The 21,267-nt window shown below is 67.2% G+C and carries 23 protein-coding genes and 1 pseudogene; 19 read left to right on the top strand and 5 right to left on the bottom strand.

Features of this window, described 5'->3' with window-relative positions; genetic code table 11:
- The first annotated feature begins 70 nt into the window (after positions 1–70).
- The 14 genes from V2S04_RS07405 (at position 71) to V2S04_RS07340 (ending at position 11,533) form a co-directional block, all read left to right on the top strand.
- Entirely contained in the window at positions 71–778 is a 708-nt protein-coding gene (locus tag V2S04_RS07405; RefSeq protein WP_413637856.1) for a DsbA family protein, read from the top strand.
- Between the two features lie 26 nt (positions 779–804).
- Positions 805–1,782, top strand: coding sequence for an NAD(P)-binding domain-containing protein (locus V2S04_RS07400; RefSeq protein WP_413637854.1), 978 nt, complete (start codon positions 805–807; stop codon positions 1,780–1,782).
- Between the two features lie 14 nt (positions 1,783–1,796).
- Complete coding sequence (locus tag V2S04_RS07395) at positions 1,797–2,504, top strand: copper resistance protein CopC (protein ID WP_413637853.1); 708 nt, start codon at positions 1,797–1,799, stop codon at positions 2,502–2,504.
- On the top strand, positions 2,488–3,012 hold the full coding sequence (locus V2S04_RS07390) for a signal peptidase II (protein WP_413637852.1): 525 nt from the start codon (positions 2,488–2,490) through the stop codon (positions 3,010–3,012). Before V2S04_RS07395 ends, V2S04_RS07390 begins: the two co-directional genes overlap by 17 nt.
- Positions 3,009–3,344, top strand: coding sequence for a DUF6804 family protein (locus tag V2S04_RS07385; protein WP_413637851.1), 336 nt, complete (start codon positions 3,009–3,011; stop codon positions 3,342–3,344). Before V2S04_RS07390 ends, V2S04_RS07385 begins: the two co-directional genes overlap by 4 nt.
- Entirely contained in the window at positions 3,341–3,940 is a 600-nt protein-coding gene (locus V2S04_RS07380) for a TlpA family protein disulfide reductase (RefSeq protein WP_413637850.1), read from the top strand. Before V2S04_RS07385 ends, V2S04_RS07380 begins: the two co-directional genes overlap by 4 nt.
- A complete protein-coding gene (locus V2S04_RS07375; RefSeq protein WP_413637849.1) occupies positions 3,937–4,701 on the top strand; it encodes a cytochrome c biogenesis CcdA family protein in 765 nt (254 codons plus the stop codon). Before V2S04_RS07380 ends, V2S04_RS07375 begins: the two co-directional genes overlap by 4 nt.
- Complete coding sequence (locus tag V2S04_RS07370; protein ID WP_413637847.1) at positions 4,682–6,388, top strand: cytochrome c biogenesis protein ResB; 1,707 nt, start codon at positions 4,682–4,684, stop codon at positions 6,386–6,388. The genes V2S04_RS07375 and V2S04_RS07370 overlap by 20 nt, the downstream gene beginning before the upstream one ends.
- Positions 6,372–6,611, top strand: a complete 240-nt coding sequence (locus tag V2S04_RS07365) for a zf-TFIIB domain-containing protein (RefSeq protein WP_413637846.1) — start codon at positions 6,372–6,374, stop codon at positions 6,609–6,611. The genes V2S04_RS07370 and V2S04_RS07365 overlap by 17 nt, the downstream gene beginning before the upstream one ends.
- A 23-nt stretch (positions 6,612–6,634) precedes the next feature.
- On the top strand, positions 6,635–7,573 hold the full coding sequence (locus V2S04_RS07360; protein ID WP_413637845.1) for a cytochrome c oxidase assembly protein: 939 nt from the start codon (positions 6,635–6,637) through the stop codon (positions 7,571–7,573).
- 3 nt (positions 7,574–7,576) lie between these two features.
- Positions 7,577–9,154, top strand: a complete 1,578-nt coding sequence (gene lnt / locus V2S04_RS07355; protein ID WP_413637844.1) for an apolipoprotein N-acyltransferase — start codon at positions 7,577–7,579, stop codon at positions 9,152–9,154.
- 11 nt (positions 9,155–9,165) lie between these two features.
- Positions 9,166–10,188 carry a c-type cytochrome biogenesis protein CcsB gene (gene ccsB / locus V2S04_RS07350; RefSeq protein WP_413637843.1) on the top strand — a complete coding sequence of 341 codons (1,023 nt, stop codon included), beginning with the start codon at positions 9,166–9,168 and terminating at the stop codon, positions 10,186–10,188.
- Positions 10,189–10,263: 75 nt separating this feature from the next.
- Entirely contained in the window at positions 10,264–11,166 is a 903-nt protein-coding gene (locus tag V2S04_RS07345) for a cytochrome c oxidase assembly protein (RefSeq protein ID WP_413637842.1), read from the top strand.
- A 94-nt stretch (positions 11,167–11,260) separates the two neighbouring features.
- A complete protein-coding gene (locus tag V2S04_RS07340; RefSeq protein ID WP_413637841.1) occupies positions 11,261–11,533 on the top strand; it encodes a hypothetical protein in 273 nt (90 codons plus the stop codon).
- Between the two features lie 158 nt (positions 11,534–11,691).
- Here V2S04_RS07340 and V2S04_RS07335 read toward each other — a convergent pair whose 3' ends face one another.
- The gene (locus tag V2S04_RS07335) at positions 11,692–13,572 is read right to left on the bottom strand and encodes a heavy metal translocating P-type ATPase (protein WP_413637840.1); all 1,881 of its coding nucleotides are present in this window, start codon (positions 13,570–13,572) and stop codon (positions 11,692–11,694) included.
- A gap of 200 nt (positions 13,573–13,772) precedes the next feature.
- Positions 13,773–14,105 (bottom strand): Cd(II)/Pb(II)-sensing metalloregulatory transcriptional regulator CmtR, encoded by a 333-nt coding sequence (cmtR, locus tag V2S04_RS07330; RefSeq protein WP_413638121.1) that lies wholly within the window; start codon positions 14,103–14,105, stop codon positions 13,773–13,775.
- Between the two features lie 608 nt (positions 14,106–14,713).
- Here cmtR and V2S04_RS07325 point away from each other — a divergent pair.
- The 5 genes and pseudogenes from V2S04_RS07325 (at position 14,714) to V2S04_RS07305 (ending at position 18,175) form a co-directional block, all read left to right on the top strand.
- Positions 14,714–15,625 carry a cation diffusion facilitator family transporter gene (locus V2S04_RS07325; RefSeq protein WP_413637839.1) on the top strand — a complete coding sequence of 304 codons (912 nt, stop codon included), beginning with the start codon at positions 14,714–14,716 and terminating at the stop codon, positions 15,623–15,625.
- Between the two features lie 118 nt (positions 15,626–15,743).
- Complete coding sequence (locus V2S04_RS07320; protein ID WP_413637838.1) at positions 15,744–16,109, top strand: hypothetical protein; 366 nt, start codon at positions 15,744–15,746, stop codon at positions 16,107–16,109.
- A gap of 220 nt (positions 16,110–16,329) precedes the next feature.
- A pseudogene (locus V2S04_RS07315) lies at positions 16,330–16,767 on the top strand (IS3 family transposase); the annotation flags it as partial.
- A gap of 422 nt (positions 16,768–17,189) precedes the next feature.
- The gene (locus V2S04_RS07310; protein WP_413638120.1) at positions 17,190–17,402 is read left to right on the top strand and encodes an IS110 family transposase; all 213 of its coding nucleotides are present in this window, start codon (positions 17,190–17,192) and stop codon (positions 17,400–17,402) included.
- Positions 17,390–18,175 (top strand): transposase, encoded by a 786-nt coding sequence (locus V2S04_RS07305; RefSeq protein WP_413637836.1) that lies wholly within the window; start codon positions 17,390–17,392, stop codon positions 18,173–18,175. Before V2S04_RS07310 ends, V2S04_RS07305 begins: the two co-directional genes overlap by 13 nt.
- Here the strand turns inward: V2S04_RS07305 and V2S04_RS07300 are convergent.
- From V2S04_RS07300 to V2S04_RS07290, 3 genes are all read right to left on the bottom strand, one after another.
- The gene (locus V2S04_RS07300; RefSeq protein WP_413637835.1) at positions 18,141–18,743 is read right to left on the bottom strand and encodes a DUF305 domain-containing protein; all 603 of its coding nucleotides are present in this window, start codon (positions 18,741–18,743) and stop codon (positions 18,141–18,143) included. The two genes, V2S04_RS07305 and V2S04_RS07300, sit on opposite strands and share 35 nt — an antisense overlap.
- A 69-nt stretch (positions 18,744–18,812) precedes the next feature.
- Complete coding sequence (locus V2S04_RS07295; protein ID WP_413637833.1) at positions 18,813–19,268, bottom strand: DUF6153 family protein; 456 nt, start codon at positions 19,266–19,268, stop codon at positions 18,813–18,815.
- 52 nt (positions 19,269–19,320) lie between these two features.
- Positions 19,321–21,264: a heavy metal translocating P-type ATPase gene (locus tag V2S04_RS07290; RefSeq protein ID WP_413638119.1), complete on the bottom strand. Its 1,944-nt coding sequence runs from the start codon at positions 21,262–21,264 to the stop codon at positions 19,321–19,323.
- Positions 21,265–21,267 lie beyond the last annotated feature (3 nt).

The following is a 21,267-nucleotide window of genomic DNA, read 5'->3' as shown; positions in this document are numbered from 1 at the left end:
GGACGGCGCTACGCACCCGGGTACCCGCCCGGGGCCTGTTCCATGCCATTGATCCTGTTTGGAGTACTTGATGAACCCTTCTGGAAAGACGCGCGCCGCGAGCCGCAGCGCGCGTCCGATCCTGATCACTGCAGCACTCGTTATCGTTCTCGTGGTGGGAGCGATCATCTACGTGATGATCAACAACCAAGATTCGTCCACCCCGTCACCCGCGGCGCGGGAGGGCCAGACAGCCGAGCCCCCGGCTGTCGTCGATGCCAGCTCGCACATCCTCGACGACGGCGGGGAGGGTGCGGTCGAGGTCGTGGAGTTCCTCGATTTCGAGTGCGAGGCCTGCGGGATGTTCTACCCGATCGTGGAGGATCTTCGCGAGAAGTACGCCGGGGAGATCACCTACGTGGTGCGCTACTTCCCGCTCCCGGGCCATTTCAACTCGACGAACGCGGCTCTCGCCGCAGAGGCCGCCGCCCAGCAGGATCGGTTGGAGGAGATGTACAACCGGTTGTTCGAGACGCAGGCGGAGTGGGGCGAGGCTCGAGAATCCCGCGCTGATCTCTTCCGCGGCTTCGCCGAGGAGATCGGCCTGGATATGGCTGCCTACGATACCGCCATCGCGGATCCGGCCACGCTCGAACGGGTCAAGCTCGACTTCAATGCGGGACAGGAGCTCGGCGTCAACAGCACGCCGACGTTCTTCCTCGAGGGCGAGCAGCTCCAACTGCAGCAGCTGGACGACCTCGAGAACGCCATCGAAGCAGCGGTGAACGGTGACGAGTGATGCGGGCAGGCCTGTCGCATAAACGAGTGATCATTGTCGGCAGCGGTCAGGCCGGCCTCGCAGTGGCGGCCGCACTGGTCGCGAAAGGACTGCATCCCCAGCAGGACTTCGTCGTGATCGACGGGGCCGCGCCAGGCCTGCGCAGCTGGGCTTCCCGGTGGCATTCGATGGTGCTTCTCAGCGACGCCCGTCACAGCGCTCTGCCGAGCCTGCCCTTCCTGGGTGATCAACGCCGTCGGCCGCGGGTCGACGAGATGATCGATTACCTCAGCTACGTCGAAGGCGATCTCGGAGTGAAGACCATCTGGGGTGTGCGCGCGACAGGTGTGGAGCGGCGCGGGTCCGGCTCGGTCCTGCACTTGTCGACCACGGATGGCGAGGTGCAGACCCGAAACGTCGTGTGTGCGACCGGCGCCGCCGCGCATCCGCGCATGCCGGTGTGGGCAGCGGAACTTCAAGTGCCCGGAGTTGTGCTGCACAGTAGCGAGTACCTGTATCCGCGGCAGATTTCCACGAACGATGTGCTCATCGTCGGCGGCGGAAACAGCGGTGTGCAGCTGGCCCGTGAACTCGCGCCCTCGCATGCCGTGACCCTGGCTGTCCGCACGGCTCGTCGGCACCAGCCGGCGATACGCTACCCGCGCCGGCAACTCCTTGCTCGAGGATCGCGACCGGAGCCGGTGTTCGGGGACAGTTACGAACAACTGCGTGACGCTGGCGTCAGGATCTGCCCCGCAGTGGCAAGGGCCGCGAAGAGCGCTGTCACCTTCCTCGACGGAACAGTGGCGACGCCGAGCTCCGTGATCCTCGCCACCGGATTCGTTCCCGGGGACGACTGGCTACCGGACAGCGCCCAGATCGATCCTCCCCAGCGGGCCATGACCGGGATACCGGGCTTATTCGTCGCCGGGATCCCGCAGTACGGCGGCAGGGGCTCCGACACCATCGCAGGGGTCTGGCGGGATGCCACGACCATCGCCGGCCACATCGTCCAACGCCCCTGAAGAAAGCAGAACTCATGAAATCCATCCACCGCCGAAGGCTCTCGACCTCTCGAACGTCGAGCAAGCGGCGCCGTGGCTTCACCGCGTCCGCCAGCCTGTCTGCTCTGCTGGTCATCGGCGGCGCCGTTCTCGGCACGGCGAGTCCCGCCGCTGCTCACGACGAGTTGCTCTCCGCCTACCCCGAGGCATCCGCGACAGTATCTGACGCCCCGGCGGAGATCTCCCTCACCTTCACGGGCGAGCTGCAGAGGCTCGAGGGCGCCACGGCGATCGAGGTCATCACAGAAGACGGCAGAAACCTCGTCGACGACGCTCCCGAGATCTCCGAGGCGACGGTCACGCAGAACCTGTCCGACCAGCTGGTCGTCGGAGAGGTCACGGTGAGGTGGCGGGTGGTGTCCAGCGACGGACACCCGATCAGCGACGAGTACACGTTCACGGTGGAGACGACGGGCGCGCCGCCGACGAGCAGCCCCACGTCCATGAGCCGCCCCTCCCCATCGGAGGAGAGCACGCCGACCCCGACGCCGACTGCCGAGTCCGGCTACGGCGACATCCACAGCCAAGCGAGCACGGACCTCGATGCACTCCCCGTCCTGGTCGTCGCTGGGGGAGCGGCCCTCCTGGGTAGCGCAGCACTCTTGATGTTCATGGCAGGTCGTGATCGGCGCCGTCGAGACCGGGCGGCGCAGCAGAAGAAGGAGAATGCCGATGAGTCCTAACCGGCTTAGACACCTCGCGGTCGCCGCCATTGTGGCGGCAGGGATCGTGATGATCGATCAGGCCACGAAGGCGGCCGCTCTCGTCACGCTGAGCGAGGAGGTGCGTATCCCGCTCCTGGGCGATCTGTTCGGCCTCCAACTCGCGTTCAATCCGGGTGCGATCTTCTCCCTCGGGTCTGGATTCACTGGTGTGCTCACCCTGGTCGGAGCGGGCGCGGTGGTCTGGCTGATCATCGCCGCGCTCCGTGCACGGACGGCAGGGCTCGCGGTGGCGTTCGGGTTCATGCTGGGCGGCGCGCTTGGGAACCTGATCGATCGGTTGTTCTCACCGCCCGGCTTCGGGGTCGGGCACGTCACCGACTTCCTCGCCTACGGGACCCTGTTCATCGGGAACCTCGCAGATGTCGCGCTCGGCATCGGCGTCATCCTCCTTCTCGGCATCACTTGGACCCGGCGGCGCAAGGGCGACCTGGCTCCTTCGGCGCGAGTGGAAGCAGGTACCGCATGAACGCGAAACAACACGCGCCGTCCACGTTCCAGCGCAATGCACTCGCACCGGGACTGCTCGCCGCAGCGGTCCTCTTCACCGCTCCGCTGTGGACCGGTGCCGGCCTGTTCCAGGTGGTGCTATTCGTCACTGCGATCTTCGCGGCGATCGTGGCCTGGTTTGCTGGGCAGGCGCGCCAATGGTGGTGGATCCCGGTATTCGTCGCGGTCCTGGTGCTGTGGAACCCGGTCGTGCCCTTCCCATTCACGGGCCCGGTCTGGGCGGCGGCGCAGCCGGCCGCGGCCATCGTCTTCCTGATCGCGGGGGCACTGATCAAGGTGCGTCGCACATGATCCGCCGGACGATCGCCGCAGTCGCCGCGGTGCTCCTGGGCGTCATCGCCCTGACGGGGTGCTCCGCGAACGACTCCCTGGCGCAGCAGTACCAGGAGGGGGACGAGAAGGGGTACATCGCCGGAGACTTCCGCGTCGTGGAGATCGCGGCAGGGGAGCGGGGCGACCCGGTGGTCTTCGAAGGTGCCACCGAGACCGGCGCGACGGTCTCCAGCGACGACTACCGGGGCGAGGTGCTGGTGGTGAACTTCTGGTACGCCGCCTGCGGACCGTGCATCGTCGAGGCGCCGCTGCTCGAGGAGGTGTGGCAGGAGTACCAGGATCAGAGCGTGTCGTTCCTCGGAGTGAACACCTACGACCAGCCCGCCACGGCGCTCTCTTTCGCCCGGGACAACAACGTCACCTACCCCAGCGTGATCGACGTCAACGATGGCAAGGTCAAGCTGGCGTTCGCACAGGTCACCCCGATCCAGGCGACCCCGACGACACTCGTGGTCGACCGGGAGGGGCGGGTCGCCGCGCGCATCATCGGGCAGCTGCAGAGCGCATCCATCCTGTCGACGCTCGTTCGCGACGCCCTCGAGGAGTCGCCGTGAGCCCCGGTGAGCTCGTCGCTGACGGGGCGCTGTGGGTCGCGATCCTGATAGCGGTCCTGGCGGGTCTGATCTCCTTCGTCTCCCCGTGCGTGCTGCCGCTGGTTCCCGGCTACCTTGGGTATCTGGGCGGCGCCTCGAGCGTCACCGCGGTCGGGGGCGCATCGACCCCCACTGCGACGGCGGAGCGCACGCGGCTGCTGCTAGGGGTGACGCTGTTCATCGCCGGGTTCACTGTCGTGTTCGTCACCGTGACGATCCTGGGCGGGACGTTCGGGTTATTGCTGCTGCAGTACGCGAACGTCCTGACGCGTGTGTTCGGCGTCGTGGTGATCATCCTCGGCCTGGTGTTCATCGGGTTCTTCGGCGTCGCCCAGCGCTCGCTCCGCCCGCGTATGCAGTCCCGTGCTGGGCTGCTCGGTGCGCCGCTGCTCGGGTTCGCGCTCGGCGTCGGGTGGACGCCGTGTATCGGCCCGACGCTCGCGGCGATCTTGTCGGTCTCGTGGAACCTCGGCGACCCGACCCGTGCAGGCCTGCTGGGCCTGGCTTACTCGCTCGGGCTCGGCCTGCCTTTCCTCGTGCTCGCCCTCGGCTGGGGGTGGGCGTCCCGGTCGATCGCGTTCCTGCGCCGCCACATCCGTACCCTGAACATCGTCGGCGGGGGAGTTCTCGTCCTCCTCGGCATCCTGATGGTGACCGGGCTGTGGACTGCGCTGATGTCCGCCCTCCAGCAGGTGGTGATCAATGTCCCCCTCCCGCTCTGAGACCACCACCGATGCACCCGTCGACCCCCTGCGGCCCGACGACCACGCCGACGGCGACGGTTCCGTCATCGCCCAACCAGCGCTGGGGGTCATGGGATGGGCGAGATGGGCGTGGCGTCAGCTGACCAGCATGCGAACCGCTCTGCTGCTGCTGCTCCTGCTGGCGATCGCCGCCGTGCCAGGATCACTGTTCCCGCAGCGCAGCGCCGACCCCAACGGGGTGATCCAGTGGCAGCGTGACAACCCCGAGGCCTATCCGATCGTGGATGCCATCGGGCTGTTCGATGTATACCAGTCGCCGTGGTTCTCCGCGATCTACCTGCTGCTGTTCGCCTCCCTGATCGGATGTGTCACCCCGCGCACGAAGCACCACTACAAGGCCCTGCGATCCCAGCCGCCCCGCACGCCGGTGCGACTGTCCCGGCTCGATGACTACGAGGAGCGCACCGTCCCGGCCGCCGATCCCGCGAGCCAGGCGCGAGAGGCCATCGAGGTCGCCGAGCGGCAGCTGCGCCGCGCGGGCTACCGGGTGCACCGCTACGACGGCCGCGGATGGCTCTCCGTATCCGCCGAACGCGGATACCTGCGCGAGACCGGCAACCTCGTCTTCCACACCGCGCTGATCGGCGTGCTCGTCTCGGTGGGCCTGGGAGGAGCGTTCTCCTACACGGGCCAGCGCGTCGTCGTTGAGGGCACCACCTTCGTCAACGCGCTCAGCGACTACTCCTCGTTCGACGCCGGCCGATTCATCGACGGCACCGGTCTCGCTCCGTATTCGCTCACCCTCGACGAATTCCAGGTCACGTATCAGCGGCCTGGCACACCGGGGGCCGGGCAGGCGGGAGACTTCTCCGCCGACGTCACCGTGCGCGTCCCCGGTGAGCAGGAGCGGACCGAGAGCGTGATCGTGAACTATCCCATCTCTGTCACGGGCGACCGCATCCACCTGCTCGGCAATGGCTACGCTCCCACGATCACCGTGCGCGACGCGGCCGGTGATCTCGTGTACACCGAGTCGCAGCCGTTCCTCCCGCAGGACTCGAACATGACCTCCCTCGGGATCATCAAGATTCCCGACGGGCTGCCCGAGCAGGTCGGCCTGGTCGGATTCTTCTACCCCACCGCGGGTGTGCTGGACTCCGGCGCCTACACCTCCATCTACGGCGACGTCGTCAACCCGCTGCTCACCTTCAACGTGTACAGCGGCGACCTCGGCATCGACGACGGCACCCCGCGATCGGTGTACACCCTCGAAACCGACGGCCTCACCCAGCACACCGGCGGCAAGACCGGAGTCGACTCCATCGAACTGACACCGGGGGAGACCGCAGACCTGCCGAACGGGTGGGGCACCGTCACCTGGGAGATCGCGTCGCCCGAGGATCCAGTCAAGCGATTCGCGTCATTGCAGATCCAGCGCGACCCGACCGCCGGATGGGTGCTGGCCTTCTCGATCCTCGCGATGCTCGGCCTCTTCGCCGGGCTCTTCGTGCCCCGTCGCCGCGTCTGGGTCAAAGCCCACCCCACCGAGGACGGCGTCCGCCTCGAGTACGCCGGACTGGCCCGCGGCGAAGACCCCACCCTCCGCAAAGCCGTCGTCGACATCGCCGACACCCACACGGAGGCGCTCACCGGCGCTTCCGACTCATCCCCAGAGAAGGAAAGAACCGATGAAATGCCCCGTTGACGGTACGACGCTCCTGGTCACCGACCGCTCCGGCGTCGAGATCGACTACTGCCCCCAATGCCGCGGCGTGTGGCTGGACCGCGGCGAGCTCGACAAGATCATCGACCGCTCATCCGGCTACCAGGCCCCTGACTACCCCGAAGACGAGCACCGCCGCTCCCGGCATGACCGCGGCGGCAAGAGACGACGCGAGGGGTTCCTCGGGGACCTCTTCGACTTCTGAACCTCGCCGACCGATGACACGCCATGAACGACTCGATTCCCGACACACCGCCGACGCTAGAGGCGTTTCTCACGCCGATGCTGCCGCCGGTCCCGGTGCTGCCGATGCTCAGTCTGCTCATGGCCGTGTTATACCTGGCCGGCGCCATCCGGCTCTGGCGGCAGCGACGCCGATGGTCGGTCACCCGCACGGTGTGCTTCCTCCTCGGATGTATTGTCCTGGTGGCCATGACCGGCCTGGCGGTCGAAGGGTACCGGTACCTGCTGTTCTCGGTCTTCATGTTCCAGCAGCTCACCCTGATGATGGCCATCCCGCCGCTGCTCGTGCTCGGCTCCCCGGGCACACTGCTGCTGCGCGCCACCCCGCATCGCGGCCTCGGGCGAGTGATCCTCCGCCTCGCCCTGGCCGGGCTGCGCAGCCGCATCGCACGGTGGGCGCTGAGCCCCTGGATCGCGATGCCGCTGTTCCTGATGTCGTTCTATGGCCTTTACCTCGGAGGTCTCGTCGACCCGATCCTGCAGACCCCTGGCGGGCATCCGCTGCTCGAGGTCGCCTTCCTGGCAGCCGGCGTTCTGTTCACCATCCCGATCCTGTCCAACGACCCGCTCCCGGTGCGGATGACGTACCCCGGCCGTGCGATGGACCTGTTCGCCGAAGCAGCCCTGCACGTGTTCTTCGGCGTGTTCTTGATGATGAGCCCGACGCTGTTCGTCGAGACCTTCGCCGGTCCCACGACGGCGCTAGGCATCGATCCGCTGGACGATCAGTGGCTCGCCGGTGCCCTGGCCTGGTCCTACGGAGAAGGCCCCACCGTAGTGATGCTCCTCTACGTCATGCACCGATGGTTCCGTGATGACACCCTCCGGGCCGCCAAAGCCGACAGATATGCCGACGTGCACGGTGATCCCGAGCTCGACGCCTACAACGCCTACCTCGATGCCCTCCGCAAGAAGGACACCTGACCGATGCACCCGACCTTGACGTCAGCCCCGGCCGTCGCCGCGCCCGCCGGCGGGGCGTCCTCCCCGCCGAGCGGGCTTCCGCTGTGGGCGGGGGTCCCGGCCGCGATGATCGGAGGACTCGCTTTGAGTCTCGCCTCGCCGCCGGTCGGATGGTGGCCGCTGGCGCTGCTCAGCGTGACCCTGGCGCTGAGCACCCTCGTCGGCCGGAGCATCGGCGGGGCCCTGCTGGTCGGTGCCGCTTTCGGGGGAGTGTTCTTCTTCACTCACCTGATCTGGGTGGGGGAGTTCCTCGGCCCCCTGCCGTGGATTGCCCTTGCCGGCCTTGAGACGATCCTGTTCAGCATTGGCGCTGTCCTGATCACGCTCGCCTATCGGTGGACGGCGCGGTTCCCGCATCGGGGCGCGGCGCAGCTGGTCGCGGTTCCCCTCCTGGTGGCCGGCCTCTGGGCGGGCAGAGAGGTCGTTCTCGGCTCGTGGCCGTACTCCGGGTTCCCCTGGGCACGCATCGGAATGACGCTCGTCGACGGCCCGCTGTCCGAGGTCGCATCCTGGACGGGCGTGACGGGACTCTCCTTCCTCTTCGTGACGATGTGCGCCGGCGTCGTACAATGGGCACGCGCCGGCGGGCTACGGTTCCTGCGTGGCGGCGTCCCCGCCCTGTCCGTACTGGCTCTCCTACTCCTCGTCCCCCAGTTCCCCACCTCGCCCACCGGCACACTCGAGGTCGGGTGGGTGCAAGGCAACGGCCCGGCGGCCTACTTCGACACCCGAGAACGCGGTGACGTGCTCGCCGCACAGGCGGAGGCGACCGCTCCGCTGCTCGGACAGCCGATGGATCTGCTGGCCTGGCCGGAAGGGGGAGTGGACTCCGATCCACTCGCCGACCCCGCCACCGCCGCCACGCTCGACCGCATCGTCCGCCAAGCCGACGCTCCGCTGCTGATGAACGCCGCGACCGCACGAGGAGCGGACGTCTTCAACTCGTCCCTGCTCTGGACCCCGCAGCCCGACGAACGCCAGCGGCACGACAAGATCAATCCCGTCCCGTTCGGGGAGTACGTGCCGGATCGCTGGCTGTACGAGAAGATCGTCCCCGACCTGGTCGGGCTGATCCAGCGCGAGTACACCCCGGGCACCCTCCCGCCCCTGGTAACCGTCGACGATGTCGGGATCGGGCTGGCGATCTGCTTCGACGTGATCTACGACCAGGTGATCTGGGACGGCGCGCGAGAGGGCGCACAGCTATACGTCTTCCAGACCAACAACGCCGACTTCCGCGGCACCGCCGAGAACTTGCAGCAGCTCGCCTTCGCCCGCATGCGCGCGATCGAGACCGGCCGCGCCGTCGTCAACGTCTCCACGACCGGTACCAGCCAGGTGATCGCCCCCGACGGCGCGACCATCGACAGCATCCCCGTCGACACCGCCGCTGCGGCGATCACCATCGTCCCGCTGCGCACCGGTCTCACGCCCGCCACGATCCTCGGCCCCGGGATCAGCGCGCTGATCCCGCTCGGCGCCCTCGGAGCCCTGATCGCATTCGGGATCCTCCACCGCATCCGCAACCGCTCGTCCGTATGAAGGAGCTCAACATGCCCGGAACAGAAACGCCCTCCCTCGATGGCCTCTCACTGCTGCTGGTGTGGACGGCCATCGCGACCTACGCGCTGGCGTTCGTCGCCTACACCGTGGACCTCGCACAGCGTTCCGCACGCCCCGCCCCGGCTCGGGAACAGCAGCGCGCACCGGTCCTCATCGGCGCCGCCGACCAGCCCTCTCCGAGCGCTCCGACCCCGCCCGACCAGCCGCAGCCGGACGACATCCATGCCCCACCCTCGCAGCGTCCCCGGCTGCTGTGGGCGAGGATCGGCACCGCGCTCACCGCGCTCGCGTTCCTCTTCCAGTCCGGCGGAACCATCGCCCGCGGCATCGCCGCAGAGCGGGTGCCATGGGCGAACATGTACGAATTCGCTCTCACCGGGACGGTCCTGATCGTCGCCGTCTACCTCCTCGCCCTCCGCTGGTACGACCTGCGCTTCCTCGGCGCGTTCCTGGTGGGCATCATCGTCCTGCTGCTGGGCGGCGCCACACTTAGCTTCTACGTCGAAGTCGTCTCGCTGATGGATCCGCTCAAGAGCATCTGGCTCGTCATCCACGTCTTCGTCGCCTCCCTCGCCACCGCCCTGTTCGCCCTCGCCTGTGGCCTCTCCATCACACAACTGCTGCAATCCCGCCGTGAACGCCGCACGAGCACCTCGCCCGCCGCAGGGCGCCGCGGCGGGTTCCTGCGCACGCTGCCCGCCGGCGAAGTCCTCGAGACCCTCGCCCACCGGTTCGTGATCGTCGGCTTCATGTTCTGGACGTTCACCCTGATCGCCGGAGCGATCTGGGCCAACGACTCCTGGGGACGCTACTGGGGCTTCGACACCAAGGAGGTCTGGACCTTCGTGATCTGGGTGCTCTATGCCGGCTACATCCACGCCCGCGCCACCCGCGGCTGGCGCGGCAACCGCTCGGCCTGGCTGTGCATCATCGGATTCGCCGCCGTGCTGTTCAACTTCACGATCGTCAACGTGTACTTCCCCGGCCTGCACTCCTACTCCGGCCTCACCTGACCCCGCGCTCCGCCCGCGCCACCACCACGGCCGGAGCCGCCGACGCATGATCGCCTCGATGAAAGGAAATCCGCCATGCCGCCGATCGACCAGTGGGTCGCGTTCGAGCCCCTCGCGGGCTCGCCTGTCGCCATCGCCGCCCTGCTGCTCGCGGCGCTGTACCTGCGCGGCGCAATCTGGATGTGGCGTCACGGCTGCCGCTGGGCGATCGCCCGCACGGCATCGTTCCTGATCGGGTGCGTCCTGATCTTCGCCGTCACGACGTTCGGCGTGAACCGCCTCGCGACGGAGTCCATCGCAGCCCTGGTGTTCCAGCAGATCACCCTGCTGACCGTCGTCCCGCCCCTCCTGATCGCCGGGTCACCGGGACGGCTGCTCCTACGCAGCACACCCCACACCGGCCTCGGACGCCTCATCCTCTGCGCCGCGCACGGGGGGCTCCGCTCACGGTTCTGGCGGGCCGCGCTGCACCCCGTGGTTGCCATCGTCACCGCGATGCTGCTGTATCCCACCCTCTACCTCACAGACGCCATCAGCGCCATCATGCGCATCCCCTTCGGCCACGACGCCCTACTCTTCGTCATCCTCGTCCTCGGTATCGTCTCAGCGACACCGCTGTGGTCCTCCGACCCACTACCACGCGCCCCCTCCTTCGCCGCACGATTCATCGACATCGCCGTCGAGATCCAGATCCACGCCATCTTCGGCCTCGTTCTGCTCCGCACCAGCACATTGCTGTTCAGCGCATACAACACAGCCACTACTAGGCATGATCCCGCCCTCGATCAGGCAATCGCCGGCTCCTTAGTTTGGACCTACGCGGAACTCCCGCTGTTTGTGGTGCTCATCGTCTGCCTCTCCCGCTGGCGCGCCCGCGACGCGCGCACCGCGAAGCAACGCCAGAAGGCCGAGGATGCCGAGCTCGACGCCTACAACGATTACCTCGCTACCCTCTCCCGCGCGCGGGATGAGAACTAGCGCCGGACCACGAACGGTCCGGCAACGCAGCAGGACTATGACACAGCGCCCGACAAGCTCGACCCGAAGACCTTCGAGATGGCCACCTGCCGCGGTGTCGGTTTCGGAGCTGACCGAAGAGCGGGCGGAGCAGCGCGACGACGGATTGCAGAGCTTCGAGCTCGCGGCCAGCGAACTCGATCCCGGCATGACGATTCTCGTCGGCGTGAACGGCGGTACCTTGCTGGCGACGATTGGCGTCGTCGAGGTCGACCCCGACAACGAAGGATGCACAAGGCTCACGTTCACGACGGAGAGCGGTGAAGCGCGGATGTCGTCCTGCCCCGACGATGACGCGATCACGATCCTGCTCGACGCGGCGGCATAGGAGCCGGCATGGGAGGAGAAGGCGGCTCGCGTGCGCGGTCCGATGGACAGCGTGCGAGCCGCCTGCCCCGGTTGCACCGTCGATACCGCGATCGAGGGCGCGATCTGTCATGGAGTTGAAGTGTCCGGGCAGCGGGAAGCGTCGCACGATGTAGTTGATCAGACGTGTGCAGGCTCGATTGCCGGCACGAGTTCCCGGAGAGTCGCAGGGCGTCGCGCTGCACGGACGCCGTTGAGGATGACGATGACCTCGGCGATCTCGTGCACCAGGACGACGCCTGCGAGACCGAGAACGCCGAACAGCGCCAGCGGGAACAGCACGATGATGATCGCGAGTGCCACGGCGATGTTCGCAGTCATTATGCGCCGGCCACGGCGGGCGTGAGCGAGCGCGCCGGGGAGGAGGCGGAGGTCGTGGCCGGTGAAGGCGACGTCGGCGGACTCGATGGCGGCCGCCGAGCCCTTCAGCCCCATGGCGATCCCGACCGTGGCGGTCGCGAGAGCCGGGGCGTCATTGATGCCGTCCCCCACCATCGCCGTCGGTCGAACGGCGGTCAGCGTCTCGATGACGCGGGCCTTGTCGGCGGGCAGCTGCTCAGCCCGCACGTCCTCGATGCCAGCTTGTGCGGCGATGGCGCGGGCGGTGCGTTCGTTGTCTCCGGTAATCATGGTGGTCCCGATGCTCTGACTGTGCAGCATCCGCACGGTCTCGGCCGACTCCGGTCGCAGCTCGTCGCGGATGCCGACGAGCCCGGCGACCACGCCGTCGGCTTCGACGACGACCACGGTCATGCCCTCCGCCGCCATCCTGTCGGAAGCACCGCTGAGTGCGGCCGGGGGAAGCCAGCGCACGTTCCCGACGCGGATGAGCTTGCCGTCGACGCGCCCGGCGATGCCGTGGCCGGCTTCTTCGACGACGTCGACCGCAGGCAAGGACTTCGCGGATGCGGCGGTGATCGCGGCGGCCAAGGGGTGCGTGCTGGTGGCCTCGAGTGCGGCAGCCCAGGCGAGCAGGTCGTCGCGACTGATCCCGTCGGCGGGTCGGAGGTCGACCACGGCTGGTTCGTTGCGGGTCAGGGTTCCGGTCTTGTCGAAGGCGACGGCGCGGATGGTGCCGAGCTGTTCGAACGCCTCACCCGACTTGATCACCACGCCGAACTTCGACGCGGAACCGATAGCGCTGATCACCGTGACCGGCACCGCGATCGCCAGTGCGCAGGGGGATGCCGCGACCAGGACGACCAGTGCCCGCTCGATCCAGGTCCACGGGTCACCGACGACGAAACCGAACAGGGCGACGAGCGCTGCGGCGATCAGGACGATGGGAACCAGAGGGCGTGCGATCCGATCCGCCAGGCGCGCTCGGTCGCCCTTGCGGGCGTGGGCCTGCTCGACGAGCGAGACGATCTGCGTGAGGGAGTTGTCGCGACCATCTGCGGTCGCCTCGATCCGCAGCGTCGCCGACCCGTTCACCGTACCTGCCGCGACCGCGTCGCCCGGTCCGACCTCGACTGGTATGGACTCCCCGGTGATCGCCGAGGTGTCGACGCTGGACCGTCCCTCGACGACGACGCCGTCGGTCGCCACTCGCTCGCCCGCTCCGACGACGAGGATGTCGAGCTCGCGTACGTCGGCAGCCGGGATCGTGATGTCGCCGCTGAGCCGCGAGACACGAACCATGTCCGGGATCAGGGACAGCAGTGCGCGCAGGCCCTCCTTCGCGCGGTCCATTGCCCGGTCCTCCAGCGCCTCGGCCAGGGAGAACAGGAACGCCAGGGTCGCGGCCTCCCCGATGTGCCCGAGCAGGACAGCGCCGACCGCGGCGATCGTCATCAGCAGGCCGACACCGAGCCGGCCGCGGATCAGTCGGCGGATCGTGCCGGGAACGAACGTGTACGCGCCGCCCAGCAGGGCGGCCCACTGCAGTACCAGTGCGGGAGCCTCCAGGCCCGTCCATTCGAGCGCGAACCCGGCGAGCAAGAACACCCCGGACAGCGCCGACGGCAGCAGGGCGAGGTCACGCCACCACGGCGGGCGCACCTCGTGTTCATCGGGTTCCGCAGCTGACGTCAGTGCGGGACCGCAGCACGCATCGCCCTCATCACGAGTTGCCACGGCCGGTGCGACCAATGCAACATCGGGGCCACAACAGGCGTCTCCCGCCGCGCGCGGTCGCGACAACTCGATGCGCTGGACGGTGCCTGTCTTACTCGGCTCATCGGCGCCGCAGCACTCCGCGCTCATGCGCAGCACTCGCACTTCTCGTCCACGCACGGCACGCCTTCATCGACCGCGACAACGGCGTCGAGGAGGTGCCGCAGGCCCAGGGTCAGGTGTGGATCCGAGATCTCGTACCGCGTGCGACGGCCCTCCGGTGTCGCGATCACCAGCCCACAGCCCCGAAGGCAGGTGAGATGGTTCGACACGTTCGTGCGGCTTAGTTCGAGATCACGTGCGAGCTCAGCCGGATAACCGGGAGCATCCAGCAGCGACAGCAGAATTCTGGAGCGCGTGGGGTCGGCCATCGCCCTACCCAGTCGGTTCATCACATCAAGACGGGAAGTAATAGTCAGCTCACAATGACTATACACGGCACGCTGAATGACCTTGATTTAGGTGGCGGTCCAGAGCGACCGGAGGACGGCGACATGAACGTGGAAATCTACCCATCATCGTGGCAACGCTGGTCACGATTCTCGTATGGCTGATGCGTGCGTCGGTGCGGGGCTGGAATCCGCTGCCGCTACGCCTCGCGCACGGTCTGGCAAATCAAAGGCACCAGATATGCGGGCGGGTTACAATCCGAACGTGCAGCCGCGGTTTCGGTATCCTCGTCCCGCGAGGCCGAACCGCCCCCTATTGATAATGCGGCTCATTACCAGTTTCGGACTGTTGCCGCTCCTAGTCTTCGGTATCGCAGCCACAAGACGGCGCACGGATCACGCCCCAATCGTTGATCTTCGCCACGGGGTATCTTCTCGGGGACACCTTGCTCCCCGAGCCTGTGCGCGAGAGCACGCAGCCCATCGTCGGCGAGGCGCGACTGCCGTTCCGGGTCGGTTCGGCGCGGGCATCCCCCGCTACAGCCGCCCAGGAGCCGACTCGCTAGCCGGCGTCACCCAAGACGCGACGTCGATCGCACGTCAGATCCTCAGTCGCCCCTGTATTTAAGGAGAAACACATGGGAGCAGATCACACCCACGCCCCGGCGGCGAGCACCCCGCGGCGTCGCCTGATCATCGCTTTCTCGATCACGACAACGGTCTTCGTTACAGAGGTGGTGGGCGCGATCATCACCGGCAGTCTCGCACTACTGGTCGATGCCGCCCATATGCTGACCGACGTGATCGGCCTTGCCCTCGCCCTCACAGCGGCTCATCTGATGGACCGGCAGCCCAGCGCCAGGTACACCTGGGGTTTGCGGCGGTCGGAGGTGCTTGGCGCCCTCGCCCAGGCCGCCCTTCTCCTCGGTGTGGGCATCTTCGCTCTCGTCGAGGGCGTCAGGCGTCTGTTCGAACCTCCCGAGATCTCATCGGGCAGTCTCCTGTTCTTCGGTATCGTGGGTCTGCTCGCCAACGTGGCATCGCTTTTCGTTCTCATGGGGGGGCGCACATCGAACCTCAACATGCGCGCGGCGTTCCTCGAAGTCGTCAACGACGCGCTCGGGTCCGTAGGCGTTATCGTCAGCGCCATACTGATCGCGACAGTCGGCTGGTACCGGGCGGACGCTGTGGCCGGCATCCTCATCGCGCTGTTGATCATCCCGCGCACCCTCATCCTGCTGCGTGCGTCCGGCAGCGTCCTGCTGGAATCGACTCCTCCTGGACTCGACCTCGAAGAGGTCCGTCGCCATTTGCGTGAACTGCCGCATGTCGTCGACGTCCACGATCTGCACGCGTCGCAAGTGTCCACCGATCTGCCGGTCCTGAGCGCGCACGTCGTCGTGGACGACCAGCTCACTCAAGAGGACTCGGCTCGCTTGCTGAGATCCCTTCAAGAATGCGTGGCGGAGCACTTCCCGGTCGCTGTCGAGCACTCCACATTTCAGATCGAGCCGAAGTCTCATCCGGACGAACACACCACTCACGCGTAACATGCGTCGTCGCAGGATCTGAAACACACGGGCTCTTGCGGGAGTTCATCTGGATCCTCACCGTGCTTGGGTCGGGGCCACGGCTGCACTCTTCGTCGCCGGACGGCGCTCCCGGACCATGTGGTGGGCGATGGGAATCGCATTCGTCCTTGGTGGCGCGATTGTGAATGTGCGCCACCGGCTGATTCCGCCTCCGGGATTCGGTCGAGGTCACGTGACGGACTTCCTCGCGTACGGGAACTGGTTCATCGGCAATCTCGCCGCGGTGACGGCCGACATCCCTGACGTGATGAACGATCCCGGTGGTCGCCCACCCTACCTGTCCTTGTCGATCTCCATATGTTCCGTCCCACTCGTCAGAGTCGCCGGGAGCTGGAAGAGGAGATTGGTTAGCCTGCGCCAGGACCCTGCGGTCGCTGCTGGGCTCTCCGCGATTGACGGCATACGTCGATGTCCTGAGGTATCTGGGCCGTGGGCCGCGTAGCGTTGCCTGTATGTCGATCGAAACCTATCTTGCGGTTCTGCACGACGATGCCATGGAGCACACAGGCGAATCTGTCGTCTGTCCTCTGCAACGGGATGGCCAGCCCAAGCCCGTCATTGATCACGACGGGGTCCTCTATCACTTGCTCGGATCGCAGCGTAAGGACGGCGCCTTCGACTACAGGCGCGCGAGGCCCTAAAGGTCCAAATCACACCCTGGTAGTGCTGCATCGACGGTCGAGTCGGTCGTGCGGGTCCTGCCAGAGCAGGGCGTGAAGATCGCCGCACGCACCTTCCGGGGCCTGGAGGATCCCCCGCATCGCTTCCCGGATGGTCTGCGATGCGAGGGTCGTCGATGCCATCCGTGACGCGGCTTGGACCGAGATCATCGACGCCGCTGGCGTGGTGCGACGCAAGATGACCCCGGAAGGCCTGTACGGGCGCAAGAAGATGACCGCGCTGATCCGCCGCACCGCAATCGCGGACGCCTCGCGCGGTGCGGTCGGGCGTGCCATGCGCGCGCTCGGCCTGGCCAGGATCACCCGCGCCAGGCGAGCCGCACGAGGATCTCGGCCAAGTACGGCGTGCGAGCCGGAGACGTGCTTAATCGGAACTGCACCGCGCCGCGGCCGGATCACATCTGGGTGACCGACTTCACCCAATGGGATAGTCGAGGCGCTACAGCTTGGCAATCGAGTGGGCCTGGCAGGGGTCACTGAGATTTCACCGACCCGAGTCGGGCAATGTGAGCGGCGAGCAGCCATCAGGCGATCGCTTCTTCAGATTCTGCTGACCGGTGAGGGCTGAACGTAGACAGTAACCCTGCCGGCCCGCGAGATAGTGAACGGCTTGTGAAATGCCGCGGCGCTGAGCGCTTCCACTAGGTCGCCGACACGCATCTCGATGCTCTCGACCAGGACGGAGTTGAGCACATGGAACAAGCCGAGGTGACAAGCGGGATTGACTGGGCGGAGAACCATCACGACGTCGCGCTCGTTCACGCCGAGGGGAAGGTGATCACGAAACGGCGGCCGACCGCCGATGCAGGCAGCTTCAGCTGGTTGCTCGGGCTGATTGCTGAATACGGCGGCTGCCCCGAGTTGTCGCGCTGGCAAGCGCTGGGTTCACCGTCTATCCGACCAATCCGCCCGCCCTCGCCAGGTATCGAGAACGGCATGGTCTGGCCGGTCAGAAGCCCGATCCTGCAGACGCGATCGCGCTCGCGCACCTGCTGCGCACGGATCTGCACCTGCACCGCCCGTTGCGGCAAACAGTAACGGTGTGTTGCGCGTGAAGGCACCGGCCAGGCAGCACCAGGAAGCGATCTGGGGATTGCACCAGACGGTGAGCAATCTGCGCTCCGTGTTGCTGGCGTTCTATCGGCTGGCGGCCAAAGCGTTCCCGAAGCTGCAGCACTACGCGGCAACAGCAGTGCTGGTTACCGCGCCGACCCCTGCTGGGGCGCTACGGCTGACATACGGTCGAATCGAGGCGATCTTCCACGGCGTCGGTCGCGGCAACGACCCATTCCTGGTCAGGGAGGTGCGCGCGGATCTCAGAGCACCGGCGCTACGGCAAAGCGAACCCGTCGAGACTGCGCTCGGCATCGCGGTCACCGGCTTGCTGAAGATCGTCGACCCGATGCGCGAGGCTGTCGAGGAGCTAGAGCAGGCGCTCACGACGGAGCTGGCACGCCAGCCTCTCGCGCCGATCCTGCAGTCCGCGCCCGGGATCGGTGCTGTGCTCGCAGCCCGAGTCCTCGCCGAGATCGGTGACGACCTCGATCGGTTCACCACGGCCGCCGGCTTGAGAGCATTCGGCCGGAACAGCACCTGTTACCCGTGCGTCCGGACGCTCGCACTATGTGGAAGCCCGGAAGGTTCGCAACAAGCGGCTCGGCGACGCCTGCCACTGGTGGGCCTTCGCAGCGCTGACGAGATCGCCCGCCGCCCGCGCCCACACTCCAAGAAACGTCAGACGGGATCGACCGGTGGCCACCCTCCCCGGGCGGCCACCGGTGTGAGGGACGGACTCACTGCTGTGCGAGCATGTCCTCCATCTGCGTGATCTCGGCGGCCTGGTCGTCGATGATCTTCTTCGCCAGGGCGAGGGCGTCAGGGTTCTGTCCGTCCTCGAGCTGCGTCTGGGCCATGTCAATGGCACCTTCGTGGTGGACGATCATCTGCTCGAGGAACAGCGTCGACGCCGGTCCACCGTCGGCCTCTTCGAGGGCGGTCATGTCCTCCTCGGACATCATCCCGCCGCCGTGGTCCATACCTTCCATCTCGGGGTCCTGCCCCCAGGACTCCAGCCACTGGTTCATGGTCTCGATCTCGGGCGCCTGGGCGGCCTTGATCTCCTCGGCGAGAGCCGCGACGTCGGGATCGACGCCGTCCTTAGACAGCAGCATGTCGGACATCTCGATGGCCTGCTCATGGTGCATCGCCATGCCCATCGCGAAGGACACGTCGGCGTCGTTGAACGTCGCCTCGCTCGCTTCGGCGGTGGCGGTCGGCATGCTGTCGTGGTCCATGCCTTCCATGGTGGAACCGCCGCCGGCGGTGCCACTGCAACCGGTGAGGACGAGCGCTCCGGCGAGGAGGCCGGCGCTGAGGGTGAGGGTACGGAACTTCATGATCTCTCCAATGTCGTGTGATGTGTGGGCGCGCGAGAGCGCCCTGTGTCTGCGAGGACGGGCAGCGGATCATGTGCGACTGATGGAAAGGACGGTCAGATCGGGTGGTCGACTCGGCGCGACCGCGGGCGGGTGGATGCCGGGCGGCGCGATGAGGGTTCGAGCCAGCAGCAGGAATCCCCGCGCGGGGCGGATGGCGGTCACCAACGCCGTGACGAGGAGGGCGAGCACGCACGACAGGAACGACATGCCGTCCATGTCGTCCTGACACGCCCGCTCAGCGCAGCCGGTGCTGCCGTCGATGGCCGACACCGCCACTGAGGTCTCATGCAGTCCCGCGTCGCGCAGCCCGGCGTCGTGCAGCTGGGCATCGTGGACGGTGGTGATGGGTGCGTGGTGGGTCTGGCCCGTGCTGAGCACGTGCATCCCGAGCAATCCGATCATCACTCCGACGACGACGCTGATGGTGAGGAGGAAGGTGTGCAGCACCGACTTGCGCAGTGTCAGCGGTTGACCTGTTCGCATCGCGCGCATGCTGTTTCCCTTCCTTCCCGCGGCACGTTACGAACCGTTTCTGTCAGCTGCCCTGAAGCACCAGAATCGTGGTCACCTCGGGGCGCATGTCGAGGCGCCGCAGCAGCTGCGCGTTGAGGGCGACGACGATCGTGGACAGGGACATCAGGATCGCCCCGATGGACATCGGCAGCACGAACCCGACCGGGGCGAGGACGCCTGCGGCCAGCGGCACGGAGATGATGTTGTATCCCGCAGCCCACCACAGGTTCTGCTTCATCTTCCGGTAGCTCGCCCGAGACAGTTCCATCACCGACAGCACCGAGCGGGGATCATCGCTGGCGAGGATCACCCCGGCGGACGCGATCGCCACGTCGGTGCCCGCGCCGATCGCGATGCCCACATCGGCTTGAGCGAGGGCGGGGGCGTCGTTGACGCCGTCGCCGACCATGACCACCTTGCGGCCCTCGCCCTGAAGCTGCTGCACCTTGGAGGCCTTGTCCTCCGGCCGCACCCCGGCGAAGAACCGGTCGATTCCGAGCTGGGCGGCGACGGTGGACGCGACGGCGTCCGCGTCGCCGGTGATCATCGCGACCTGCACTCCGCGGGCGTGCAGAGCATCGACCGCCGTCTGCGACTCATCGCGGATCTCGTCCTCCAACCGCAGCGCGCCCGCGGTCATGCCGTCGATGAGCACGTGGAGGATGATCGCGCCCTCGGTGCGCCATTGGTCCGCGATCGGCAGCTCGGTTGAGCCTTCCTGCTCGAGCAGGTATGGGCCGCCGACTTGCACGGTGCTTCCGTCCACGGTCGCACGAACCCCAACCGCCGGGGAGGACGTGAATCCCGTCGCGGCCGGCAGGGTGAGCTGCTTCGCGGCGGCGCTGTTGACGATCGCGCGGGCCAGTGGGTGCTCCGAGTCCGATTCGGCCGCTGCGGCCAGAGCGAGCAGACGATCCGGGTCATGTCCACTTGCGGGGTAGACGGCGGTGACGGCGGGGGTGCCTTTGGTGAGGGTGCCGGTCTTGTCGAACAGGACCGTATCGATGGTGCGCATGCTCTCCAGCGCGAGCCGGTCCTTGATCAGCACCCCGCCGCGCGCGGCCCGTTCGGTCGCGATCGACACCACCAGCGGGATGGCCAGGCCCAGTGCGTGCGGGCAGGCGATCACCAGCACCGTGATGGTGCGCACCACCGCCTGATCGGGAAGCCCGATCACCGTCCATACCGCCGCGGTGATCGCCCCCGCTCCCAGCGCGAACCAGAACAGCAGACCGGCCGCGCGGTCGGCGATCCGCTGCGCTCTCGAGGAGGAGCTCTGCGCATCGGCGACCAGGCGCTGGATGCCGGCGAGAGCGGTGTTGTCGCCAACGGCGGTGATCTCCACCCGCACCCCGGAATCGGTGGCGACGGTGCCGGCGATGACCTGGTCGCCTTCCGCACGGCGCACCGGGCGGGACTCCCCGGTGATCATCGCCTCGTCCATGCTCGCCGACCCCTGCACCACCCGCCCGTCCGCGGGCACCCGTCCGCCGGGTCTCACCACCACCACGTCACCGACGCGGAGGTCTGCCGGCGCGACCGTGACGGTGGACTCGCCCTCGACGCGCTCGGCCTCATCCGGGAGGAGGGCTGCGAGCGAATCCAGCGCCGACGTCGTCTGCGCAAGCGACCTCATCTCGATCCAGTGACCGAGCAGCATGATCACGACCAGTAGCGCCAGCTCCCACCAGAAGTCGAGCTCGTGGTGCAGCAGCCCCAGGCTCGCCCCCCACGAGGCGACGAGCGCGACCGTGATCGCCAGACCGATGAGGAGCATCATCCCGGGCTTGCGGGTGCGGACCTCGCTGATCGCGTCCGTGAGGAATGGGCGCCCGCCCCAGACGTACATCACCGTGCCGAGGACCGGCGAGACCCAGACGACCCACTCCACCTCAGGCAGGGAGTAACCCACGAGCATGGCGAACATGCTCGAGAACCCCATCACCGGAACGGCCAGGGCGAGCATCAC

This window comes from Microbacterium sp. OR21 (assembly GCF_047306785.1).
Lineage (GTDB): Bacteria > Actinomycetota > Actinomycetes > Actinomycetales > Microbacteriaceae > Microbacterium > Microbacterium esteraromaticum_E.
This window is presented reverse-complemented; position numbering and strand designations above follow the sequence as displayed.